19 protein-coding genes, 2 tRNA genes and 1 riboswitch are annotated in these 21,435 nt (G+C 44.6%); of the genes, 13 read left to right on the forward strand and 8 right to left on the reverse strand.

The genetic code is table 11. The features are described 5' to 3' along the window. Positions 1–7: 7 nt before the first annotated feature. Positions 8–1,519 (reverse strand): FecR domain-containing protein, encoded by a 1,512-nt coding sequence (locus LEP1GSC050_RS08190; RefSeq protein WP_010570754.1) that lies wholly within the window; start codon positions 1,517–1,519, stop codon positions 8–10. A 6-nt stretch (positions 1,520–1,525) separates the two neighbouring features. Continuing rightward, on the reverse strand, positions 1,526–3,853 hold the full coding sequence (locus LEP1GSC050_RS08195) for an adenylate/guanylate cyclase domain-containing protein (RefSeq protein WP_010570755.1): 2,328 nt from the start codon (positions 3,851–3,853) through the stop codon (positions 1,526–1,528). Between the two features lie 212 nt (positions 3,854–4,065). Between LEP1GSC050_RS08195 and LEP1GSC050_RS08200 the strand changes: the two genes are divergently transcribed. Further along, complete coding sequence (locus LEP1GSC050_RS08200; RefSeq protein ID WP_020987370.1) at positions 4,066–5,097, forward strand: mechanosensitive ion channel family protein; 1,032 nt, start codon at positions 4,066–4,068, stop codon at positions 5,095–5,097. 48 nt (positions 5,098–5,145) lie between these two features. Continuing rightward, a complete protein-coding gene (locus LEP1GSC050_RS08205) occupies positions 5,146–6,003 on the forward strand; it encodes an LA_0991 family prenyltransferase-like protein (protein WP_010570757.1) in 858 nt (285 codons plus the stop codon). Positions 6,004–6,037: 34 nt separating this feature from the next. Here LEP1GSC050_RS08205 and thiC read toward each other — a convergent pair whose 3' ends face one another. Then, positions 6,038–7,618 carry a phosphomethylpyrimidine synthase ThiC gene (gene thiC, locus LEP1GSC050_RS08210; protein ID WP_020987261.1) on the reverse strand — a complete coding sequence of 527 codons (1,581 nt, stop codon included), beginning with the start codon at positions 7,616–7,618 and terminating at the stop codon, positions 6,038–6,040. A gap of 132 nt (positions 7,619–7,750) precedes the next feature. Continuing rightward, positions 7,751–7,848, reverse strand: a riboswitch (TPP riboswitch). A 494-nt stretch (positions 7,849–8,342) separates the two neighbouring features. Between thiC and LEP1GSC050_RS08215 the strand changes: the two genes are divergently transcribed. Then, on the forward strand, positions 8,343–9,242 hold the full coding sequence (locus LEP1GSC050_RS08215) for a porin OmpL1 (protein WP_010570759.1): 900 nt from the start codon (positions 8,343–8,345) through the stop codon (positions 9,240–9,242). A 46-nt stretch (positions 9,243–9,288) separates the two neighbouring features. On the opposite strand, the gene LEP1GSC050_RS08220 is transcribed toward LEP1GSC050_RS08215, so the two are convergent. Beyond that, positions 9,289–9,996 (reverse strand): protein-L-isoaspartate O-methyltransferase family protein, encoded by a 708-nt coding sequence (locus LEP1GSC050_RS08220; protein WP_010570760.1) that lies wholly within the window; start codon positions 9,994–9,996, stop codon positions 9,289–9,291. Between the two features lie 39 nt (positions 9,997–10,035). On the opposite strand from LEP1GSC050_RS08220, the gene LEP1GSC050_RS08225 reads away from it, so the two are divergent. After that, positions 10,036–10,108, forward strand: a tRNA-Phe gene (locus LEP1GSC050_RS08225). A 7-nt stretch (positions 10,109–10,115) separates the two neighbouring features. Here the strand turns inward: LEP1GSC050_RS08225 and LEP1GSC050_RS08230 are convergent. Further along, positions 10,116–10,358: a hypothetical protein gene (locus LEP1GSC050_RS08230; protein WP_010570761.1), complete on the reverse strand. Its 243-nt coding sequence runs from the start codon at positions 10,356–10,358 to the stop codon at positions 10,116–10,118. 212 nt (positions 10,359–10,570) lie between these two features. Here LEP1GSC050_RS08230 and coaE point away from each other — a divergent pair, with 212 nt between their 5' ends. The 6 genes from coaE (at position 10,571) to LEP1GSC050_RS08260 (ending at position 14,734) form a co-directional block, all read left to right on the forward strand. Further along, positions 10,571–11,197: a dephospho-CoA kinase gene (gene coaE / locus LEP1GSC050_RS08235; RefSeq protein WP_010570762.1), complete on the forward strand. Its 627-nt coding sequence runs from the start codon at positions 10,571–10,573 to the stop codon at positions 11,195–11,197. Continuing rightward, on the forward strand, positions 11,194–11,865 hold the full coding sequence (locus tag LEP1GSC050_RS08240; RefSeq protein WP_010570763.1) for an SPOR domain-containing protein: 672 nt from the start codon (positions 11,194–11,196) through the stop codon (positions 11,863–11,865). The genes coaE and LEP1GSC050_RS08240 overlap by 4 nt, the downstream gene beginning before the upstream one ends. An 82-nt stretch (positions 11,866–11,947) precedes the next feature. Next, positions 11,948–12,601 carry an FFLEELY motif protein gene (locus tag LEP1GSC050_RS08245; protein WP_010570764.1) on the forward strand — a complete coding sequence of 218 codons (654 nt, stop codon included), beginning with the start codon at positions 11,948–11,950 and terminating at the stop codon, positions 12,599–12,601. A gap of 125 nt (positions 12,602–12,726) precedes the next feature. Next, positions 12,727–13,416 (forward strand): hypothetical protein, encoded by a 690-nt coding sequence (locus LEP1GSC050_RS08250; protein ID WP_010570765.1) that lies wholly within the window; start codon positions 12,727–12,729, stop codon positions 13,414–13,416. Positions 13,417–13,444: 28 nt separating this feature from the next. Next, entirely contained in the window at positions 13,445–13,873 is a 429-nt protein-coding gene (locus LEP1GSC050_RS08255; RefSeq protein WP_020987347.1) for a VOC family protein, read from the forward strand. Positions 13,874–13,912: 39 nt separating this feature from the next. After that, on the forward strand, positions 13,913–14,734 hold the full coding sequence (locus tag LEP1GSC050_RS08260) for a CPBP family intramembrane glutamic endopeptidase (RefSeq protein WP_010570767.1): 822 nt from the start codon (positions 13,913–13,915) through the stop codon (positions 14,732–14,734). A 241-nt stretch (positions 14,735–14,975) separates the two neighbouring features. Here the strand turns inward: LEP1GSC050_RS08260 and LEP1GSC050_RS08265 are convergent. The 3 genes from LEP1GSC050_RS08265 to LEP1GSC050_RS08275 form a co-directional block, all read right to left on the reverse strand. After that, positions 14,976–15,057: transfer RNA gene (locus LEP1GSC050_RS08265), tRNA-Leu, on the reverse strand. A 189-nt stretch (positions 15,058–15,246) separates the two neighbouring features. Continuing rightward, positions 15,247–15,951, reverse strand: a complete 705-nt coding sequence (locus tag LEP1GSC050_RS08270; RefSeq protein ID WP_040911241.1) for an IspD/TarI family cytidylyltransferase — start codon at positions 15,949–15,951, stop codon at positions 15,247–15,249. Next, complete coding sequence (locus LEP1GSC050_RS08275; RefSeq protein WP_010570769.1) at positions 15,929–17,197, reverse strand: diaminopimelate decarboxylase; 1,269 nt, start codon at positions 17,195–17,197, stop codon at positions 15,929–15,931. The genes LEP1GSC050_RS08270 and LEP1GSC050_RS08275 overlap by 23 nt, the downstream gene beginning before the upstream one ends. 77 nt (positions 17,198–17,274) lie before the next feature. Here LEP1GSC050_RS08275 and LEP1GSC050_RS08280 point away from each other — a divergent pair, with 77 nt between their 5' ends. The 3 genes from LEP1GSC050_RS08280 to LEP1GSC050_RS08290 all read left to right on the forward strand — a co-directional run bounded on the left by LEP1GSC050_RS08280 (position 17,275) and on the right by LEP1GSC050_RS08290 (position 21,397). Beyond that, positions 17,275–18,342: a zinc dependent phospholipase C family protein gene (locus LEP1GSC050_RS08280; RefSeq protein ID WP_010570770.1), complete on the forward strand. Its 1,068-nt coding sequence runs from the start codon at positions 17,275–17,277 to the stop codon at positions 18,340–18,342. A 24-nt stretch (positions 18,343–18,366) separates the two neighbouring features. After that, positions 18,367–20,832, forward strand: coding sequence for a penicillin-binding protein 1A (locus LEP1GSC050_RS08285; protein ID WP_010570771.1), 2,466 nt, complete (start codon positions 18,367–18,369; stop codon positions 20,830–20,832). Positions 20,833–20,986: 154 nt separating this feature from the next. Beyond that, complete coding sequence (locus tag LEP1GSC050_RS08290; RefSeq protein WP_010414395.1) at positions 20,987–21,397, forward strand: bactofilin family protein; 411 nt, start codon at positions 20,987–20,989, stop codon at positions 21,395–21,397. Positions 21,398–21,435 lie beyond the last annotated feature (38 nt).

Genomic DNA, 21,435 nt, shown 5'->3' on the forward strand with positions numbered 1-21,435 from the left:
TCTTTTTTCAAGGCCGCGCCCCGCTAGATTTAGTTTCGGGAGCTTCTAAGTCTTCTCTTAATTGTATTCTAAACTCAGCCTCGGATTTAATCGAGGGATTTTCTTCCGATTCGATAGTCCACAAAAAGACGCCTACATCTAATTTTTCCAAATCTCTAAAAGAAAAGCGATCTCCTTTCATCTTTCTTTCGTACACTAGTTCGTCTTTTCCGGGTTTTCGTACGTAGAGGCGGAACTTCCAATCGGATTCTTTAGTGCCGGGTTTAAACTTCCATCGAAAGACCAAACTTTCCTTCCCGGTCATATCGACTAACGATCCGCTTCTCGGGAACTCCAGCGACAACACGTCGCTATTCGTCGTTTGAGTCGGTTCTTTTAGCGGAGTTTGGGGGGCTTTAGCAATAGGAGATTCGGGGATAACGATGGCGAACTTACGTGTTTCGGATATCGCATCCGTCCCGGGCAGATTCGTATAAGATACTACTCGCCAATAGTAAGTACCGGGATCCAAGGTCATTGAAAAGTTCGTTCGAAACACTTGCGATTCCCTTACGTTTGAAAAAGAAGGATCGCTCGAAATCTGAAGTCGATAACCGCTCGCGATCTTCTGTCTCGCCCAAGCAAATGAAACGGTTCGTTCTTCTTGGATACCTTCTTTTTTGGGATAGAACAAATCAGGTACCGGATTAGGAAGCACTCGAAATTTACGAACCTCCGATATTCTCTTTCCATTTTGAGATCGTACTCTCCAAAAGTAGATTCCTTCTTTGAACTTCTGCCGAAGTCCCTTTTCTTTGACGGTTCTCGTTTCGATGATTTTGCCGAAATCTCTTTTCGAGGCAACCTCCAAAACCGAATCATCCCCGCCGTCCCAGCGAAATTCCACAAGTTGCTCCGGCTCTTGCGGGAAAAATCTCTGCGATTCTTCGGGAAAGATTAAATTCCATTTTTTTTCGGACTTGATCGCATTCAGAGCCGTCTCCCCTTCTCCCAATGTCATCTTAGAGGTTCCATCTTCTTTCCAGATCACTTCTCCTTTTCGTACGTTTACGGAAAGACCGTCCGGCGAATTTGTTATCTGAAATGAGGAATCGGACTTAGCATCCAGACCGACTTTTCCGGCTATCACCGAAAGAACCTTTTTACCTTCGACCAAAAGACTCCCTTCCCCTAACTGTAGGATTTCCCGATTCTCTTTTAATTGCAGAACGACCATCGACTGCGGATCCAACTCGATTTGGGTTCCGGAGTTTAAATGCACGACCGCTTCCGACGCTTCATCCGTTCTTACCGAATCCTTATTGAATACGGACATACCTTGTTCCACATCCTCCCAAAGCATCCGATCCGGAAATTTCCTTTGGGCAGTCTTGTATCTAAAGGAAACGGTTCCTAAAGCTTCCTTTCCGGAATCCCCTCTGGATTTAGATTCGAAATAAAGCAAGTATAAAGACATCAAGAAAACTAGGATGCAAAGCAACCCTACTTGTATCTCTCGAATATAAGGTTTGAAATTCATGATTTTCTAATGTGCCAATGCCTGGGACGGACCGGCAGGTTCGGGAATTTCGCAGATTCTTCTGACCTCTTCCAAACTTTTAGGGCATTCGGGGTCTTCCTTCCAACCCAAAACCGCATATAAATATTGCGGTTCTTCCTTACCGCGAATCCAAACCGGAGGAAGAGCTTCGAATAAATAATAATCTTTTACTTTTTCGAATGAAGAGCTCGATATTAAAATGTCGGTTCCAAAATCCTTCGTAAGATATTCGATTCGCGAGGCCAAATTTACGGCGTCTCCGATGACGGTGAATTCGAATTTCTTTTCCGAACCGATTTGACCTACCACAACGGACCCCGTATTAATTCCGCATCCGAATCTTGCCTTCGGCCGACCGATCTGACTTCCGATTCGATTGAATTCGATCAAAGCGTTTCTCATTAAAAGCCCTGCATTGACGGCATTTCTAGTATCGTTTCCGTCCGAATACAATGCGCCCCAATGAGCCATAATAGCGTCTCCGATGAACTTATCCACGATCCCTTGCGTTAGATATATGCATTCCACCATTTCGGTGAAGTATGCGTTCAAAAATTCGACGACTTCGCTCGGCTTTAATCTTTCCGACATACCGGTGAAATTCCGTAGGTCCGAAAAAAATACCGCGACTTCTTTCGTTTCTCCTCCCAAAGAGACCTCGCCGGAAAGAGCACGTTCCGCTATTTCCTTATTTACGAATTTGCCGAAGGTATCTTTGATTTTTTCCCTTTCCTCCAAACCTTGAGCCATCTTTAAAAATGAATTCGTAAGGACCCCTACCTCGTCTCTAGTTACCGGACGAATCGCTACGTGATAATTTCCTCTTTCGATCTGTCTGGTTGCGCTTAACAGATTGATAATAGGCACGGTAAGCGTTCGAGAAAAAAGAAACACGACTAAGAAAGCTATCGATAGGACACAAAGTAGAATATAAAGATTCTGCCTTCGAATTTTATATACGGCTTCGAAGGCTTTTTCAGCCTCGATGGAGGAAATCACCGCGAGATTTCCGTCTTCGAGTTGCTGGAATGATCCGAGTGTTTCCTTTCCTTCGTAATCGGTCGTCCTTGAGCCGTTATCCGTAGGATTGCGAAGCAGAAATTGAACTAGGGGATTCTTTGAATAATCTTTTTCGGAAAGAGCCTCCGCTTCATTTGTATGAGCGACCAATTTTCCTTGAGAATCGACGATCCATATTTCGAATAATTCGGTTTGTAGCGCCGAACGCGCCGATTCCCATAAATCGGTGGGCGCCAATAAAAAGAAACTAGCTTCGCTGCCGCCTTTCTTTCTTTCGGAGAACAACACTAACGGGAATCCGAATTTGGAGCTTATATTCGATACATGTAATTTATCCGAATCGGAAGAAAGAAGTTTAGTCCTCTCCGTCATAGGTATTGAATTCCATTTTGCACGGATAGGTTCTTCCTCCGTTCTCAACTCCTTAAGAAAACGGGGATTGAAAAATAAGTTCGCTTCTCCATCCTTTGCTTTCCCCCAGGCCAGGATTCTAGGTTGACTGGCAAAATAAGCTTCTAAATCCTTCGGGAGAAATCCTTTCTTAGAGTTCGTGCCCGGGACGACTTGTCCCGGGGATTTTTCATAGAATTCATCGGCCTTGTCGGCTAGATCTCGAACCCTTAAACCGACCTGCAAACCGGTCAATCGGGCAAGACTCAGGTTATATTCTTGAATTAACGATACCGTATAATTTCTAAATAACGTCGTCGCTAGCGCGATCATAAATCCCATGCTAAGGACGACGATTGCGGATACTATGGATAGTAGCTTTACTCGTATGGTGACTTGGGAAGGACGAAAAGCCTCCCTCTCTGCGGAATCCTTTCCGGACTTTCCGTAGTTGGCGAATTCGGAACGGACTTCCTGAACCGGCGCCGGCTTCTTAATAGGAGAGAACGGCGTCGAAACAATTTTCTCCGTTAATGGAAAGCGATCCTTGAATACGCTTAATACCCGATCCGCCTCGTCCAAGGAATACCAAAATAAAACGGGAGATTTCTTTCCTCTCGCTTGCAGAAACGAGATCAGTTTTTCCACCGATTTGTCGGACAAATTAAACTTGGAACCGTCAAGAGTCGTAATAGAAATCTGCTCGGATTTCAGACTCTTGATTAACTTTATAAAACCCGGGTTCCTTTTCCAGGCGCCGGCCTCGGTCGGACTACCCCAAAGGATTACTTCTCTAATCCCTCGAGTGTGAACTTCCTCCAACCAGGGCTGCTCTTCTTCCGATTCGGGAGTAAACCTTTGGACATAGAGCGAAAGCCCGGAATCCAACGCATATTCGAGCATTTATTCGTATGCCTCCCCATCCATGGGGTTCGGAGTTTCTCAAAACTACTTCGTTTGTCATTCGAAAATCCTTTTTCAAAAAACGGGAGTTCGATTTAGCGTCAAGAATCCTCGCTAAAAATGCCGCGGCAATGCCACATAATCAATACTTGGTGACTTTTCCGCTAAGAGAAAACCCTTTTCGGAATCGAATAGATTCTTACAGTATGCCAATGCACGAAATTGATTGGCCAACGATTCTTCGATTCCATTGGGTCATCGGCCCGGCCTTCGCTGCCCTTGGGATTTTGCTCGGTTATATTTTTGGCGGCTTTATAGTTCCAAAGCTCGCGGCGAATCTTACGAAAGATAAATTGGACAAGCGGCATCCTCTCTATCTTGCTTTATTATCCTTCGTACGTTATTTTTTCTTAATATTAGGATTGTATGCCGCGATTCATGCGTCTTCCTTGCATCCAGAGACAAGGATTTCTTACTTCTTATACCTAAAGGTCCTCACAATCTTATTTTTTACGCTTTCTCTTGCTAACGTCGCAACGGGCTTTTTTGAATTATTCTCATCGAAGAACGAAGGCATCCTTTCCTCGGCTTCGATTTTGAACAATATTTTGCGTATCTGCATATTGTTGATCGGCGGATTGGTGATTTTACAAACGCTGGGAATTTCCGTCGCTCCCGCCTTAACCGCATTAGGTGTTGGAGGATTAGCTGTAGCGTTAGGATTACAAGAGACTCTCTCGAATCTTTTCGCCGGACTGGAGGTCTTACTCAGTAAAAAGGTCCGAGTCGGAGATTTCATCACCTTAGAAACCGGACAAGAAGGATATATAGAAGATATCAACTGGAGAACCACTTCTCTACGAAAACTGAACGGGAGTACGGTCGTCATTCCGAACTCAAAAATGTCTCAAACGACTTACATAAATTATGAACTCCCATCTTCGAAGGTATCGATCGGCGTTGCCCTATCCGTCTCCTATCAAAACGATCTTCAAAGAGTGGAAAGTATTTGCAAAGAAGTCGCCAAGCTGACTCTCCAATCCGTTTATGGAAAAGCGACAGACATCGAACCTCACGTCCGTTTCCAGGTATTCGGACCGTCTAGCATAGATTTAACGGTCACGTTTCAATTAAAGGAAATAACCGATCAATATTTACTGAAATCGGAATTTATAAAATCCTTGCATGAAAAGTTCAAATCGGACGGAATCGAATTTCCGATATCCACGCAAAAAAAAGTTTAGACGATTTTACGCTAAATTTATCGTTGATGACCTGAAAAGGCGAACCCCATGCGAATTGAAAATTATCGAGGTCTTTGGTTTTATATCCACGTTCTCAGTTTGGATATTTGCTTAGGGGTAGTCGGGTCCGGGGCTTACGCAGTCACGGTTACAGGCGCTAAGATGAAATGGGCATGGTGGATTCTTCTCCCGCTTAGCGTCTGGGTGGTTTACACGGCAGACCACTTATTGGACGGAAGAAAAGTGGGCGAATCTTCCGTCAACCCTAGGCACAGGTTTCATTTCGAATATTCTAAAATTCTAATAGTACTGGCGTTCGGAGGCGCGATTCTTTGCGCGGCGCTCGCTCTTCTCTTCGTAAGGGAAATCGTATTCCTCGGAGGACTGATCCTTTCCGTTCTCGCAATCGTTCATTTGTCGTTAGCCTCCTGGGGAAAAATCAGGTTCGGAAAAGAATTTTCCGTCGCGACAATTTACACATTGGGAGTTTGGTTCGGTCCCTTGTTAGTAGTAGGTTTCCGATCTTGGATAACGGGAGTCTTACTGATACTTTTCTTTTTGGGAACCGTCTTGAACTTAATTATGAATTCGTTGATGGAAATGGACTTGGACGAAAAAGAAGGACTCGTCTATTTGCTCGGAACGTTTTCACCCGAATCGGCGAGAGACTGGGTGCTTCGATTTTCCTTACTAGGAGCCGTTGCCGGACTTTTACTCGCGGGTTGGACACGCAAATTCGAACCAGCCGAGTCGGTTTCCGCATGTATCTTCGCCGGGTTGCTTTGTGCCGTTCCGGGAATTATCTTACGTTACTCCGATTTCTTTTCAGGTTCCCAACGATATAGAATGATAGGAGAAGGAATCTATATAATCGGTTTTATTCCTTGGATATTATCTTGGTATTAGTAGGCGTTCTTTTTCGGAACGCCTACTAATGATTTCAAGGTGCAATATAAACGCTCGCTCCCTTCTCTAAAAATTCTTCCGACTTTTCCTTCATTCCCTCGCTTACCGCATCTAATTCCGATATTCCTTTTTCTTCGGCGTATTTTCGAAGTTCCTGAGTCAGATTCATAGAGCAAAAATGAGGACCGCACATAGAACAAAAATGCGCGGTCTTCATCCTATCCTGCGGTAAAGTTTCATCGTGAAATGATTGTGCCGTTTCCGGATCCAAGGAAAGAGCAAATTGATCTTCCCAACGAAATTCAAAGCGAGCTTTGCTCAATAAATCATCCCTTTGTTTGGCGCCGGGATGTCCTTTGGCAAGATCGGCTGCGTGCGCCGCGATCTTATAAGCGATCACTCCTTGCTTGACGTCCTCTTTATCCGGAAGCCCTAAGTGTTCCTTCGGAGTTACGTAACAAAGCATCGCCGTTCCATGCCAGCCGATAATCGCGGCACCGATCGCCGAAGTGATATGATCGTAACCGGGCGCTATATCGGTAACCAGCGGGCCGAGAGTATAGAAAGGGGCTTCCTTACAAATTTCCATCTGAAGATCGACGTTCTCTTTGATGAGATGCATCGGAACGTGACCCGGTCCTTCGATCATGACTTGAATATCCTCTTCCCAAGCTTTCTGAGTTAGTTCGCCTAACGTCCTTAATTCTCCGAACTGAGCCTCGTCATTCGCATCCGCGATACTTCCGGGTCGAAGTCCGTCTCCCAGAGAAAAAGAAACTCCGTATTTTTTCATAACTTTGCAAATTTCGTCGAACCGTTCATAAAGAAAATTTTCTTTATGATGAGCCAAGCACCATTTCGCGATGATCGAACCGCCTCTCGAAACGATGCCCGTGGTACGTTTGGCTGTTAGCGGAATATATCTTAACAAAACGCCAGAGTGAATCGTGAAATAATCCACTCCTTGTTCGGCCTGTTCTTCCAATGTCTCCAAAAAGACGTTTAGGTTTAGATTCTCCGCCTTGCCTTTCACTTTTTCGAGAGCCTGATATATTGGAACCGTTCCGATCGGAACCGGCGAGTTACGAATCACCCATTCGCGAGTTTCGTGGATGTTCTTTCCGGTGGAAAGATCCATAACCGTATCGGCTCCCCACCTAACAGCCCATCTCAGTTTTTCGACCTCGTCTTCGATGGAAGAGGAAAGCGCGGAATTTCCTATATTTGCATTTATCTTTACCAGAAAATTCTTACCGATAATCATCGGCTCCAGTTCCAAGTGTTTTTTATTGGATGGAATAATCGCACGACCTCGGGCGATTTCGGAGCGCACGAATTCGGGTTCCATACCTTCTCGCAGAGCTACGTATCTCATCTCTTCGGTTAGTATACCCCGTCTGGCATAATACATCTGAGAATGATTCGAGTCCTCGCTCCTATTTCGGATCCAGGGCTCGCGTAATTTTGGAATTCCGATTTTAAAATCGCGTGGGATCTCCCCTTTTCCCCAAGGACCTTCGGTAGTATAAGCATGATATTTAGTTCCATCCGTAAGACGGATCTCTTTATTGGGAATTTGGTATTTCGATGCGAAATCGCTTTGAATTGGGTCCATATGCCTCTCCAACCGAAGGGAGGAATAAAACCTAGATAGGAAAACAAAAAATGTGAAAGAAGGAAACCCTCTGTTTAAACTTTCCGAAGAATCGAGATCAAACAGAAAAAAATAATATATTTGAGAGCAAATCCTTCTGCTCATCCGTTTTCCTTCGCAGGCATTATCCTGATCAGGTTCCGGGGACTCTCTCAGAGTCGCCAAATGGCGTCCCACCCCCAACGGTTCTCTTCCATTAGCTAATATTTTCATCAGCTTGCAAGGACTTTTCCATAGCATATATCGCTACGGCCAAGCAATTTTAAGAATGGAATGGCCATTCAGCAGAAAGAGAAGCTACTCGATATCTATGTTTTAAGAATTCGATCATTCACAGCGCGTTCTACATTCTTCTATAGAATAGATACATTCATGATACAAACTCGTTCATGCTGAACGAGCATTCGCTATATCCAAAATCATAGAGCGAAAACGAAAGTTAAACGATCCATTTTAAAAATTTTACGTGTTGCATTGCGGAAAAATTAACGTCATCAAGATTACCTAACTCATGTTCGAAATAAAGAAATAGAAAACAGGACTTTTTTATTTAGCTTCGATTATCTGTTTGACAGCGAACGGAAGCTCCTTAGAGTCCTGTCCTATGCCTGGGACAGGCAATAGACATAAAATGTCCTGGCTTTACGACACTTCACGATACGAAAAGTTTAAAGGAGCTATATAAATGGTTCGTAACATAAGCAAAGTTGTGCTTGTCTTCGCCGTTCTTTTTTCGGCAGCGAGCATAAGCGCAAAATCATACGTCTTCGGGAGCCTTGGTACTCAATTCGACCTCGGGCAACTCGGCGGCACAATCACTAAAGATGGTCTGGATGCATCCAATAACTTTGACGTCGCTCCGTCATCTGCTAATGCTAACGCGGGTGTTTCGCCACGTCGCGCGATCATTCCGGAAAATCGTCTGATCACTCTTCAACACACAACAAACGGATTGATCAGCGCGAAAACCGCCGGAGCCATGACCGGTGGAGTGATATCCATCGGATATGAAAAGGACTTTGGAAAAGCATTCTTCTGGAGAATTTCAGGTAACTATACCAGAAAAATCATGGGTGGAGATACCACTGCAAAGTTTGCTGGATACGAATACTATAATACTCATTGGGATTATAACGCCATTCAAATTCCCGTAAACGTCGGTATCAAACTTTCCGTGTCGGAAGATGCGGCGATTTACATCGGAGCCGGTATTCACTACTTCAAAGGTGGATGGAGTTTAGCTGGTAGTAACCACGCTGAAGACGTACACCAATACTTGGTTTCAACTCTTGGAGCAGGAAACACGATTACGAATCTAGTCGCCGATGGAACAAACCCTCAAGCGAACTGGGAAAATACTCGTTTTAGCGTGGCCGGATTCGCTCCAAACTGGTTGATCGGAGCGCAAGCGAGACTTACCGACAAAGGCCACTTCTTTATGGAAGCGGAGACTCTCTACTCCTTCCAATACGGAGTGGGCCATACTCATTCCTTGGGTGGTATTATCAGCTTATCCCCAACTCCTGCTTATCCGATTGTTTTGGGTGGAACTCAATACCGTTTCGGATACAAGCTCGAAATCTAATCTTCAAGCTTAACCCGTTCTTAAAAGGCTCCATTCGGGGCCTTTTTTATTTATCGGCAAAGCCGCCTCTTCCGGTTAACGGTACGAATTTTACTTCGATTCGACCCTTTTCTTCCCACTGATCATTACGTTTCAATAAAGTGACTAGATGCTGAATGTTCCCCGTCCCAAAAATCGGAAAGACCGCGAGTCCGCCTTCGCGTAAGCAAAGAAAGAAAGGATGAATGGTTTCCGGGATTTTTGGCAGGCAGGCCGAAGAAACAAAGCGATTAAAAGTATCTTTCCGCATCGCGAATTCGTATGCGTCTCCGATTCGGATCTGATGCACCTTTGTGCAACCAGGAGACCAAATCTCTAGAATTTCCGTCGCCCTCTGATACAATTCGGGAACGATTTCCACCGAAACGACTTCGGCTTTCATTTCGATTAAAAGTGCGGTCAGATAACCGGATCCGGTTCCTACTTCCAAAACTTTCGCTTTCGGAAATAGAGAGAGCTTTTCCAAAATATAGGCAACGATGTACGGCTGTGAAATCGTCTGTCCGAATCCGATTGAAATCGCTTTATCCAGATATGCGAGATGCCTAGATTCGGAGGGTAGAAAAAGATGCCTTGGCACATTCCTCATCGCGCTGATAACGGAGGAGTCGGAGATTCCTCTCGCGATGATTTGATTTTTCACCATTGCCTCTCTCTCGGCGATAGAACTCGCCGACTCAAAGAGCGGCTGTGGCCCAAAAGGATGATTTTCCATTGACAGCTAGCCTCGATTTCTTACCTTGGCAGTGGGTTCGGCTCTGTAGCTCAGTCGGTAGAGCAGAGGACTGAAAATCCTTGTGTCGGCAGTTCGATTCTGCCCGGAGCCAAAACCCTCTACTTATCCTTCTTTCTCTCTTCCCCCAATTTCCATAATTCAGAAAATACGACATCCTGAACTGCCTTACATAATTCCGGCTTATAGAGTTTCTTTACCGGCGGCTTTGGGTAAACATGAACTTCGTCCGTGTCCGGAATATAGGTCAACATCCGCAAGATTTGATCATCGCCTTCTATTTCGTACATCGTGTACGACATACCCTTGGATGGAATGATTTGAGATGTTTCCAAATATTTCATAATTTCCTCTAAGCTGATTCGTTGTTTTTACTCTACGTGCAAAAACATTCCACCTTCTTTTTTAAAGCCGAAAACTCCTACTAAGGAGGAAGGCAAAAACAATATAACTCAAATCGGGAATATATTCCACAAGATTCCTCTTTTGAAAGAACCGATCATTTCCCGCTTCTTTTTTGCTTGTACTCCTAACCGGCCTATGCATAGGTTTGTTTATGTCGAAGCATCCAGGTAGAGACGACGATGCGTTCTTAGTCGGAATAACCGGAATGATCGGCGGAGGAAAGTCGACTGCCTCAAAGTTCTTTGAAGAGCTGGGAGCCTTCCGGATTAGCGCGGATGAAATCGCCCGAAAGTATACCGACCCTGATAGCCCGATCAAAGACGAACTTGTAAAGGTTTTAGGTTCGGAAATTTTAGATGAGTCTCAAAAACCGGACAGAAAGAAGATCGCAAAGCTGGTATTCGGTAATTCGGAGAAGCTTACGGCCTTAAATAAGCTCGTCCATCCTCTGATTCGAAAGGAATTTCGAGAAATCTTAAAAAATCAGGCGGGAAGTCGCTTGGTGGCGTGGGAAGTCCCTCTCTTATTCGAAACAGACTCTTATACGCTATGTGACGCTACCGTTTGCGTGGTTTCGGACCCGAAATCGTCCTTAAAACGGACCATGGATCGGGACGGTATTTCCATGGAAGAAGCCGAAGCGCGCGCAAAAAGCCAGCTTTCCCTCCAGGAAAAATCGGAAAGAGCCGATTATGTCCTTAGGAACCTAGGGGATTTAGAAGACCTAAAGAAGGATTGTGCAAAGCTGTTCTCGGAACTAAAAGGCAGGATGAAATGAAGGAAAAAGTATTCTACGTAATTAATTTAGATAATAAACGGATCACATTGCTGTCCATTTTTTTAATCGGCCTTCTATTCTCTTTTTTCTTTCTAGGAGTTTCAATAGGAAGAAAAAGAGGTCAAGTTCAGGAAGACTTATCGTTAAATTCGCTTAACAATTCAACGACGGCGCCTTCGTCCGAACCGACCCAAGAACAAACACAGCATATTGCGAAAAATTCCCTCGCTTCTCAGAACGGGCCTCGCGAAGAAGAGATAAAATTTCGTAACCTACCACCGGGATCGGAAATAGTAGATCTACGGACTAACGTTTCTTCTACGAAAAAGGAAGAAGTCGCGAAAATTTCCGCTGATGCCCCAACCGAACCGCATAAAGAGAAAAAACTCGTAAAGCGCGAGAAGGAATCCAAGAAATCGGAAATCGCTTCTCGAAAATCGGCTCACAGGAACGAAGGCGTATTTTATGTTCAGATTGCCGCCTTTAAAGGACATGAAAAAGCGGACGAATTAAAATCATCGATGGGTGGAAAAAGTTACGTAAAAAAAACGAAGAACGGATATTTCACCGTGCGAATAGGAAATTTCTCCACTCGAGAAGATGCTGATAAATCGATTAAAAAACTTCCGTCTAATCTAAAGGAGAAAGCAATAGTTTCAAAAGAATAGAAAGATCGGGAAAACGGAAACTTTCCGAATCTATTTTTCTATTGACCCAAATGCTATGGGGGCCCAAGTGTTGCTAACAGAAATGGATCTGAAAGAACTTGAACCAGTTCGTCTAGCCGTAGTCAGATCCACAATTGTCCGCTTGCGTTTTACGTATTCGGATCTTCTTACCACGATAAAAGGCTACGATGGCATTCCTCATTTTTTTGAAAATAATCTGTATGCCCCCGCAAATAAGGAAGAGAGGGATAACGCTCTCGAGAATCTGTACGAAAAACTGAAAACCGTCGCCGGCAAGGCCATGACGGACAGCATTCATCAGATTATTCTCCTGAATAAAATAACGGACTCTCTAGATTTTGATACTGCGAGAATCGTAATCGAGAATAACCTAATGGATGACGGGACCATTAGGCAGGAAAGTCTCTACGCCGCCATCGGAGAAGTGGGACGATATGAAGATCGAAGGGAACAAATTCGGATGGTCGGCGAGACTTTGCGGTTCTTTTTTTCCCTCTCAAAACTTCCGATGGTAAAATTGATTATGGCTCCCATTAAAGTCGCGGCATCCATGGTCGGAGCCACGTCTCTAGTCGATACGATGGAAGCAGGCTACGGCCTTTCTAGTAAAATCAAGGACTTGAATCCCTTTATAGAAGCGTTTCAAGATCGTGAAAATCGTTTGGTTACCAAGTTAGAAGACGGACAAAAATACTCCTATAGCGACGGAATTTAAACCCGTCTCGTTCCTAAAAACCCTCCGCTTATCTACCGAAGAAACTTCCTTCTTGCAAATTTTCACGGTTCTCTAAATGCTTTGTCCGTATTTTAGTCGTTCAGCGATAAAATAGGAGAAATCGAATGTTCATCGGTCATTACAGTGTTTCCTTCGCTCTAAAGAAGGCGGAACCAAAGACCCCGCTTTGGACGACCCTTGTAGGCGTTCAGTTCGTCGATATCCTCTTTATGATTTTCATTATGTTTGGAATCGAAGGCGTTCGATTCGTTCCCGGTTTTACCGAAACAAACAATTTTGATTTATTCTTTATGCCTTATACCCATAGCCTTGTTGCCGGAATACTTTGGGGCATTCTGATATTTTTTCTTTCAAAATATATTCTGCTAAAATCCAAACCCTACGACTCAAAAACGAAAACTAAGATCTCCTTTTTGATCGGAATCTCGGTCCTTTCACATTATTTTGCGGATTTGTTAATGCATACTCCGGATCTTCCTATTCTTTGGGACTCGGGTCCGAAAATCGGATTAGGACTTTGGAAAAATCGTGTTCTTTCCATTAGCCTGGAAATCGTCGTAACTTTACTCGGACTGATTCTTTATTTCAGCGCGACAAAACCGGGAAGTACCTTTGCCGGCAAGTATGGCATGCAATTTTTTGCGGCATTTCTCATCTTGCTAGCGATAGTAACCCCCTTCTTTCCGCCTCCTACAAGCATCCCTGAATTTTCAGCTCAAGCGCTTTTCGGGTACATCGTAATCGCCGCGTTAGGTGGATGGCTGGATACGAAGCGTATCCCTAAAGAATCTTGAAAACTGCGTTGAGGAAATCATGATAAAAATGGAATCTCGCATCAGCATTATCACTCTCGGAGTTTCCGATTTGCAACGTTCTTTAAAATTTTATAAGGACGGACTCGGATGGCCTCTCTCGGGCGCTAGTGAAGAAGCCATCGCTTTTTTTCGCACGGGAGGAATCGTTCTGGCATTGTTTCCGAGAGAGGATCTGGCTGACGATGCTACGGTAGATTCCGCAGGTACCGGCTTCAGAGGATTTACTCTCGCTCATAATGTCCGACTCGCGGAGGACGTGGACCGCACGCTGGATTTCGTAAAACAGAATGGAGGCAAAATCGTTCGGCCCGCGCACGATGCGTTTTGGGGAGGACGTTCCGGTTATTTTTCCGATCCGGACGGTTTTTTATGGGAAGTGGCATGGAATCCTCATTTTCCCATGAACGAAGACGGAAGCATCCGGTTACCTATTTAAGAAAATAATTATTTATCAATATAGGTCTTAAAATTAAAAATGAGTGATTATCGAAGTTTCCCCGGATTGCCCGGATCTATCCTGATCGTATTGGCTACGATTTTAGTGACGTTCACCGTCGGATTCCTATTCAATCAAATCGGTCATGCATCGGGAATCCGTTTTACTGAAACCGCGCTTCTAGGGATCACAAACACAGTTTCGATAGGATTCGTCACTATCGCAGGTTGGTATTTTACAAGACGACGATTCTCGGAAGTCTTTTCATTTCAAAAACCTAAATTATTGGAGTCTCTATCGATCATCCTTACATGTATCGGCTTTACTATACTAATCTCCGAAATCGATAACGTTTTCTCTTTAGTTGTACCCAAACCGGATTTTATTTTAGATATGTTGAATCGACTTTTTTCCGACGACGATCTACTTGGAACCAGCATCACCTTAATGGTCGTCGCGCCGTTCACGGAAGAATTTTTATTTCGAGGGCTTATTTTCGACGGCTTAAAACGAAACTACTCCTTTGGAACGGCCGCATTACTTACCGCCTTATTATTCGGTATTTTGCATTTGAATCCCTGGCAATTTTTAGGAGCGGGCATCGTAGGTTATTATTTTGCTTGGTTAGTTGCAAAAACAGGATCCATAGCTCAGCCGATTTTAGCTCATATGGTATTTAACGGATTCCCGATTTTGGTTAAACATGGATTTCAAATTAAAATCGAAGGATATACCGGCGAATCAATGGCCAACGGATTATTGCAACCCGTTTGGCTTGATATCCTAGGCGTAATCATCACGGCATTCGGAATCCTGATCTCGAGTTACCTTTTTCGCCAAGGATCTAAACTCGCAGATTAAGAAAAGATTTGATTAGCGGAAGACAGAAGTTGCTATTAGTTGGAAAGACAATAGAAGTAGAGGAAAGATCTACTATAACGCGAGAATCTTTTCCTAGTACGTGGAAATTCCGCTCATCAATCTTCTTTCCTCCGTCCTCTGTCTTCAGTCCTCTGACAAACCCGGCTCCGCGGGCTTATTCGCTTTCGAGTCCCTAGAATTTATTGTTGATTCAGATTAAGGCGATAGGAAGGGAATTTCTTGCGAGTGGAGGGACTCGAACCCCCACACATTACTGCACCAGAACCTAAATCTGGCGTGTCTACCAATTTCACCACACTCGCGATGCGATCTACTTAGTCATTTTTTAAGTCGGGAATCGGAAGTCAAGGATATTGAAAAGCGATTTTGCAAGACGAGTTTTCTAAGATACAATCGCTTCATAGGTGGCGCGATTGAATGAGTGGAAGAACTCGCCCGCAAGGAGGCACACGATTTGGCGTGACTTCCGGTTTCAGCGGATCGTCGGTTAGTTACTGCAAGGATCGAAATAGCGGTAAAAACGCCTCCGCTAAAGGGAGATCTTCCGATCTCGTGATTTTCAAATTATACGGATGAGATTCGATAAGTCTCGCTGTAATACCGAAACTCTCTGTCCATGTGCAAAGATCCGTCGGTTCCTGTATTGCCCGATCGGATTGTAATTTTTTTAATATATCTCCTCGAACGGCTTGAGGTGTCTTCATAAACCATATCGTATCGCGATCCAGAAACCGAATTCGCCCATTCTCTTCCTGCAATACCGTTTCATAATTTCGATTCGCCAAGGTGGATATGCCCGAGTCTTCCGCAGCTATAGATAAACGATCTAAGTCGGAAGGAAGTACGAACGGCCTTGCAGCATCGTGTATGAGCACCAGATCAGAATCGAATATTTGAATACTTCTTAAACCTGCAAGAGTCGACTGATGCCGAGTCTCTCCACCTTCTACAATTCGATCTCTTTCCCTAAGGTACGGAGCGCAAAGTCTTTCGGTCTTTTCCATATAATCCCTGTGCGAAACTAGGACTATACTTTTGGACTTCCCCCACTCCAGAAACGAATTCAAACTATGTAATAGAATCGGTTTACCTTCCAATTCTATAAATTGCTTAGGTAAGGAGGAGCTCATTCTAGAACCCGTCCCCCCTAAGAGAAGAATTACATATAGGTTCTCAGAGGGGAACCAGGATTTCATTCTGAACGATCTGTTCTAAGTTTTGTTTTTTTCGGATTAATTTATAAGCTCCGTCCGTATCGAAGAGTATCTCGGGCGTTTCGGGATACGAATTATAATTCTTAACCGACATGGAAGAACAATAAGCTCCGGCTCCCTCCATTACGATTAAGTCTCCGATTTTCGGTTCATGCGTTTTTCTTAATTGAGGTCCGCCTCCTTCTTCCTGGGTGATCAAATCGCCGCTTTCACAACAGTGTCCGACATAGACAAAATCGGCCGCCGCTCTCGTTTCATCTCCGCCCGAAGGAACGACGACCAACGGATGTTTGGCTGCATAGAGAGCAGGGCGGGTATTCACGTCCATTCCCATGTCTAATTTTACGAACGTATATCCGCCCGGACCGGTATTGACGATATCGTCCACTCGAGCGATAATCGCGCCGTTATTCACCATTAAAAAAGAACCGGGTTCGATCTCCATCCGAAGTTTCGTTCCTTTTTCCTTCGCAAACGATTCGAACAATTCTCGAACTGGACCGCCGATCGTTTGAGGATCGGTGGTTTTTTCGCCTTGCATTCTACCGACTTTAAAGCCTCCGCCCATATTAACGATTTTGCAATTAGGAAACTGAGCGGCTATTTCGAGAGTATAAAGAGCGACAGCCTTCCACACTTCCGGATCGGAACCTGAACCGATATGAGTATGGACCCTTACGACTTTTAAATCGTATCTGGAAACAATTGCCTTAACTTGATCTATTTCTTCGTGCCAAACTCCGAATGAGGAAGTCTTTCCTCCCACATCGGTCTTTTTTGTAGCGCCCGAGCCTAGTCCGGGATTGAAACGAATGCTAACTTCCCGACCTGGAAATAATTTTCCGAATTCTTCCAATTGTCGAAGCGAACAAGCGTTGAACTGAACGCCTTGTTCTACCAGATCCTTTAGGGAAGCTGCAAGCTGTTGGGAAGTAAGCAAAATATCTCCCGGTTGAAATCCTGCCAAGATAGCCCTGGCGACTTCATGCTCGGAGGAAGCATCGATATGAATCCCTTTTCTTCTCAATATTTCCAGGATCGTTCGACCCGGATTTGCTTTCATCGCGAATCGTACGGTAAGCCCGTAGGCATTCGGGAAAGCGAGTGCAGCATCGCAACTGGATTCGATTCCTTTTCTGGTATAAACGAAGACGGGAGTTCCGTAGGATTCAGCAATTTTTCTCGCTTCATCGGGCGTCAAAAATTTTAGATTTTCTATTGATTGCATACGTATCGAGGCTTTTCTAGATAGTTCTAGGCCATCATTTCGATCGGTCGGGGTTTTTTCAAAGGCAAAATTCTAATATGGCAGGCAAAATCACCCATCTGGAGGCCCTATCGCAAGTGTGCAAACACTTGGACCATGGCAGTCAGGAACAGCGCAAAATCGCAAGGCTGTTACGGGAAGAAAATACCCGTAAGTACGCGAATATAGGCGCGATCGCTCCCGATATTTTTTATTTTTATCATATTCTCTCCCCAAGAAGAACCAAAAAGGCGACGGACTGGGGTGATATCAGTCATCACGAAAAAGTTTTCGAACTAGTGACCAGTTTTTTGGATCGAATCCTTTCAACCGAAGAGGGAATGTACCGGGATCGATTTCTCGCGTTCACTCTAGGATATATCATTCATTGTGCGGTTGATATCGTCACCCATCCTTATATATTTTTTATTTCCGGGGACTATTATAGTTCGAATAAGGAAATCGGAAACTTAGCCCAATACAATCATATGAGAGTAGAATTTGCCATCGATTCTTGGTTATTGGACTTCCGCTGGGGGATGACGCCGAAAGCGTACGATTTCGTGCATCATGTGGACGTAATCCACAAGGCAAAAGACGGAAAACGGAAAATGGACCCGATGCTCTGGCATTTTTGGCTCAATGGATTGAAAGAGACTTTTCCGGAACTGTTTAGGTCTAAATACTTGGGCTCGGAAGACAAAATCATTCCGGGAGATATTCTAAACGAATCCTTTCTGGGTTATTTACAATTTCATAAATACCTCGATTCTAGAAGCCGTTTCGTACGTGCCGCACTGGGTCTTATCGATAAAATTTCGTTTCACAAAGTAAAATCCTCCGTTCTAATGCTTCCTTTAAAGGAAAATATTGATAAGAGAATTATGAATGAGGAAAAAAGAGATTGGTCCTATCCCGCAGATCCGTCTCTTGTACGCAACGATTCGTTTATCGAATTACTCAACAAGTCCTGCGATGTCGCAAAGGACGCGGTTACGACGGCTTGGGATTATTTGCATGATAAAACGTCCAGGGCGACCTTTTTGAAAGAATACCAAGGATACAACTTAGATACAGGATTACGTTACCACGGAATCGACAAGATGAAACAATTCTCCCCGCTATAAACTCGAAAACCCTTTAAACGAAACATGAAAAAAGAACCCGTAGATTTTCTCGCCCGCTATTTCGTTACTCTCTTCCGGGAACGCATCCAGAAATATTTGGATTCAGAGAACCCGGTCCGGAAACTTGTTTATCTTTGCTTAGGGCTCGTATTCGCGAACGGTTTTCTTTTCGTTTTTTCGGTAAAGGATATTTGGCGAGTTCCCCAAGCGAACCTTTATGAAAAACCCTCTCTACTTTACGGAGTGAATACCGACGGAAAGTACGAGCCGATCGCGGAGTTTTATCGTTTTTCCAGAATCGTACTGACCGAATCCGATCTCCCAGGCGGCTGGGATAATAAAGTGATTCGCTGCTTCGAATCTACGGAAGATAATAATTTCCGATCGCATAGGGGTCTGGATATTCGAGGGATTTTGCGGGCCGCAATGGTCAATTTAATCGCCGGCCGGGTCAAGGAGGGAGCATCCACCATTACCCAGCAAGTCGCAAGATTAAAGTTTTTGAATACGGAACGATCCTTTCTAAGAAAAGCCAGGGAAGCTTGGCTCGCTCTATTATTGGAAGCGAAGTTTGATAAAAAAACTTTAATGGAGATCTATCTTAACGAGATCCCTCTCGGCCACGGAACGATCGGGGCCGGAGCGGCCGCGCGGTTCTATTTTAGAAAAGACATCAAAGATTTGAGCTGGGGAGAAGCGGCGCTTTTAGCCAGCTTGACGACGCGCCCTAAGGAATTCTCCCCTCTCGTAAATCCACTCACTTCGGAAAGTAAAGTCAGAGTCGTGTTTAAGAAACTGGTAGAAAACGGAATTTTGGACGTGCAAACTGCGGAAAAAGAATTCGACGCATTTTCTGAATATTATATTACTTTAAATAGGTCCCCTAATGATTCGGCCTTTTCGGACCGATTGAATCGATTCCCCTACTTTACCGAATACGTCCGCAAAAATCTCGCCCGATATATCCCGAAGACCCAACTCTACGAAGGCGGTCTAAAAATATACACAACCCTGAATATCCAGCATCAAAGCCAGGCGGAAAAAGCCTTGGCTGCCGGTCTCAAACAGCAAACGCAATTATCAAACCAGCGAGCGTTTACGAAGATCGATGCGTTCGAGGATGCATACGGGGACGTATACGAAATCTTGGCGAGATTGCACGATATCCCGGAGTTTAAATTCAAAATATCGCGTTCTTTCAGGACCTTTAACCGTGCTTGGCAGGAAGATATTCGGGACGAACTTTCAGTTTTGAATTTAATTTCCGGAACGGAAAGCCTGGGTGAAGTGGTGGATTGGAGTTATAAAACCCAAGCTACGGAAGACCATTTACTTCCGGTGGAAGGCGCGCTTATATCGATTCGTCCCGATACGGGTTACATCACTGCGATGGTAGGCGGCTCGGGGTTTCGTTCGGATAATCAACAAATACGCGCTTTCCAGGCATATAGACAACCAGGTTCTGCGTTTAAACCTCTCGTTTATGCGTCAGCCATGGAATACTACCATCAGCATCCCGATCCGAAAAAAAACGTGACCGCTGCATCTTTGTTCGACGATTCCCCCTTACAGTACGTCCTTGAAGATGGAGATGAATGGAATCCGACGAACTATTCCGGAGAATATTCAGGATTTATACGATTGAGACAAGCGCTCGAACTTTCTCGAAATAGCGTCGCAGTCCGGCTATTGGAACACACCGGATTAAATAATCTATTACCCAATCTGGAAAAACTTCTACAAATCGAAAACAGAAATCTTCCTCGAGATTTTTCAATCGCATTAGGAAGTTTTGAAGTATCTCCGTTCGAACTAGCGAGAGCTTATTCGGTTTTCGCGTCCGGCGGAAAACAAATCCTCCCCTTGAGCGTTCTCTATGTGGAAGATGATAAAGGAAATCTAGTAAAAGATTTTCGAAAAGAATACGAAAACAAAGAGCGTAAGCAATTAATCTCTCCGGAAGTCAGTTACATCATTACCTCGATGATGGAGGACGTGATCCGAAAAGGGACTGGAACGGGAGCAAGATCTTACGGACTTACTCGTCCTGCGGCAGGCAAAACGGGAACCACGAATAATTTTAGAGACGCCTGGTTCGCCGGATATACTCCCGAATTGGTCGGCGTTGTCTGGGTCGGTTACGATACCGGAACACTTTCTCTAGGTAAAGGAATGTCCGGAGCGGTTGTCGCGGCTCCGATCTGGGGTCGCTTCATGGCAAACGCGCTGTCTAAGGAAAAATCTAAGCCTTTCGATTTTGGCGAGGTGAGAATCGTTCGAAGAACAATTTGTTCCATCTCGGGAAAACTTCCCGGAAGCCATTGCCATCAAACCGAAGAGGAAGTTTTCGATAAAGATACGGTCCCTACCGAAATATGCGACGACCACCGAGGACTGGGAGAACCTAATTCTCCGGCGACCCAACGCCCTACGCCGATCAAAAAGAAAAAACCGAATCTTTTTGAAGGGGACGAAGACGTAATTCGTTAGAATCCCAACCGGACCTCCATCGGATAACGGCGGCTTTCCGTCGCATTAGCGAGAAACAAGGAGCAAAGCTCCGCAAAAAGAGTTGTCGTTTTCGCAACGCACTGCCAAATAGATTTTATTCTCAGGTATTTTTAACAGCATTCAGGAGTAACAGATGGCCATCGGTAAGGACAATAATAACAGCGTAATCGGCCCCGGTTCTATCTTCGAGGGTAAATTTTATATCGCTGGCTCCCTACGCATCGACGGAAAATTCGAGGGAGAAATTAAGACCGACGACGCACTCTTTATCGGAGAAACGGGAAAAGTCCGAACCAATATCTCGGCTAGAGAGGTCATAGTCGCGGGCACTTTAATAGGAAATATTAAGGCGGAAGCCGAAGTTCGACTCGAAGAAACGGGACGCCTCTTAGGAGACATTATCGCCCCTGCCCTATCCCTAGCAAAAGGGGTGGTTGCAAAAGGGAATATAACTGTTACCGGCGGACAAAAGAAGGATGTTAAGAAAATCGTGGAAGAATCCTTCGGCGGAACCAGAACTTTGGATAACGGGAAGGAAGAATAACTCCAAGGCGGAGACCGGATATTTTTTCCAACCTAGAG

This window comes from Leptospira broomii serovar Hurstbridge str. 5399 (assembly GCF_000243715.2).
Lineage (GTDB): Bacteria > Spirochaetota > Leptospiria > Leptospirales > Leptospiraceae > Leptospira_B > Leptospira_B broomii.

Excerpts from the sequence above, each read along its gene's own strand:
- LEP1GSC050_RS08280 (WP_010570770.1), top strand. The coding sequence starts at position 17,275 with ATGGCAGGCAAAATCACCCATCTGGAGGCCCTATCGCAAGTGTGCAAA.
- LEP1GSC050_RS08260 (WP_010570767.1), top strand. The coding sequence starts at position 13,913 with ATGAGTGATTATCGAAGTTTCCCCGGATTGCCCGGATCTATCCTGATC.
- LEP1GSC050_RS08255 (WP_020987347.1), top strand. The coding sequence starts at position 13,445 with ATGGAATCTCGCATCAGCATTATCACTCTCGGAGTTTCCGATTTGCAA.
- LEP1GSC050_RS08290 (WP_010414395.1), top strand. The coding sequence starts at position 20,987 with ATGGCCATCGGTAAGGACAATAATAACAGCGTAATCGGCCCCGGTTCT.
- LEP1GSC050_RS08190 (WP_010570754.1), bottom strand. The coding sequence starts at position 1,519 with ATGAATTTCAAACCTTATATTCGAGAGATACAAGTAGGGTTGCTTTGC.
- LEP1GSC050_RS08230 (WP_010570761.1), bottom strand. The coding sequence starts at position 10,358 with ATGAAATATTTGGAAACATCTCAAATCATTCCATCCAAGGGTATGTCG.
- LEP1GSC050_RS08275 (WP_010570769.1), bottom strand. The coding sequence starts at position 17,197 with ATGCAATCAATAGAAAATCTAAAATTTTTGACGCCCGATGAAGCGAGA.
- LEP1GSC050_RS08270 (WP_040911241.1), bottom strand. The coding sequence starts at position 15,951 with ATGAAATCCTGGTTCCCCTCTGAGAACCTATATGTAATTCTTCTCTTA.
- LEP1GSC050_RS08285 (WP_010570771.1), top strand. The coding sequence starts at position 18,367 with ATGAAAAAAGAACCCGTAGATTTTCTCGCCCGCTATTTCGTTACTCTC.
- LEP1GSC050_RS08240 (WP_010570763.1), top strand. The coding sequence starts at position 11,194 with ATGAAGGAAAAAGTATTCTACGTAATTAATTTAGATAATAAACGGATC.
- LEP1GSC050_RS08195 (WP_010570755.1), bottom strand. The coding sequence starts at position 3,853 with ATGCTCGAATATGCGTTGGATTCCGGGCTTTCGCTCTATGTCCAAAGG.
- LEP1GSC050_RS08250 (WP_010570765.1), top strand. The coding sequence starts at position 12,727 with ATGTTCATCGGTCATTACAGTGTTTCCTTCGCTCTAAAGAAGGCGGAA.
- LEP1GSC050_RS08200 (WP_020987370.1), top strand. The coding sequence starts at position 4,066 with ATGCACGAAATTGATTGGCCAACGATTCTTCGATTCCATTGGGTCATC.
- LEP1GSC050_RS08205 (WP_010570757.1), top strand. The coding sequence starts at position 5,146 with ATGCGAATTGAAAATTATCGAGGTCTTTGGTTTTATATCCACGTTCTC.
- LEP1GSC050_RS08220 (WP_010570760.1), bottom strand. The coding sequence starts at position 9,996 with ATGGAAAATCATCCTTTTGGGCCACAGCCGCTCTTTGAGTCGGCGAGT.
- LEP1GSC050_RS08245 (WP_010570764.1), top strand. The coding sequence starts at position 11,948 with ATGGATCTGAAAGAACTTGAACCAGTTCGTCTAGCCGTAGTCAGATCC.
- coaE (WP_010570762.1), top strand. The coding sequence starts at position 10,571 with ATGTCGAAGCATCCAGGTAGAGACGACGATGCGTTCTTAGTCGGAATA.
- LEP1GSC050_RS08215 (WP_010570759.1), top strand. The coding sequence starts at position 8,343 with ATGGTTCGTAACATAAGCAAAGTTGTGCTTGTCTTCGCCGTTCTTTTT.
- thiC (WP_020987261.1), bottom strand. The coding sequence starts at position 7,618 with ATGGACCCAATTCAAAGCGATTTCGCATCGAAATACCAAATTCCCAAT.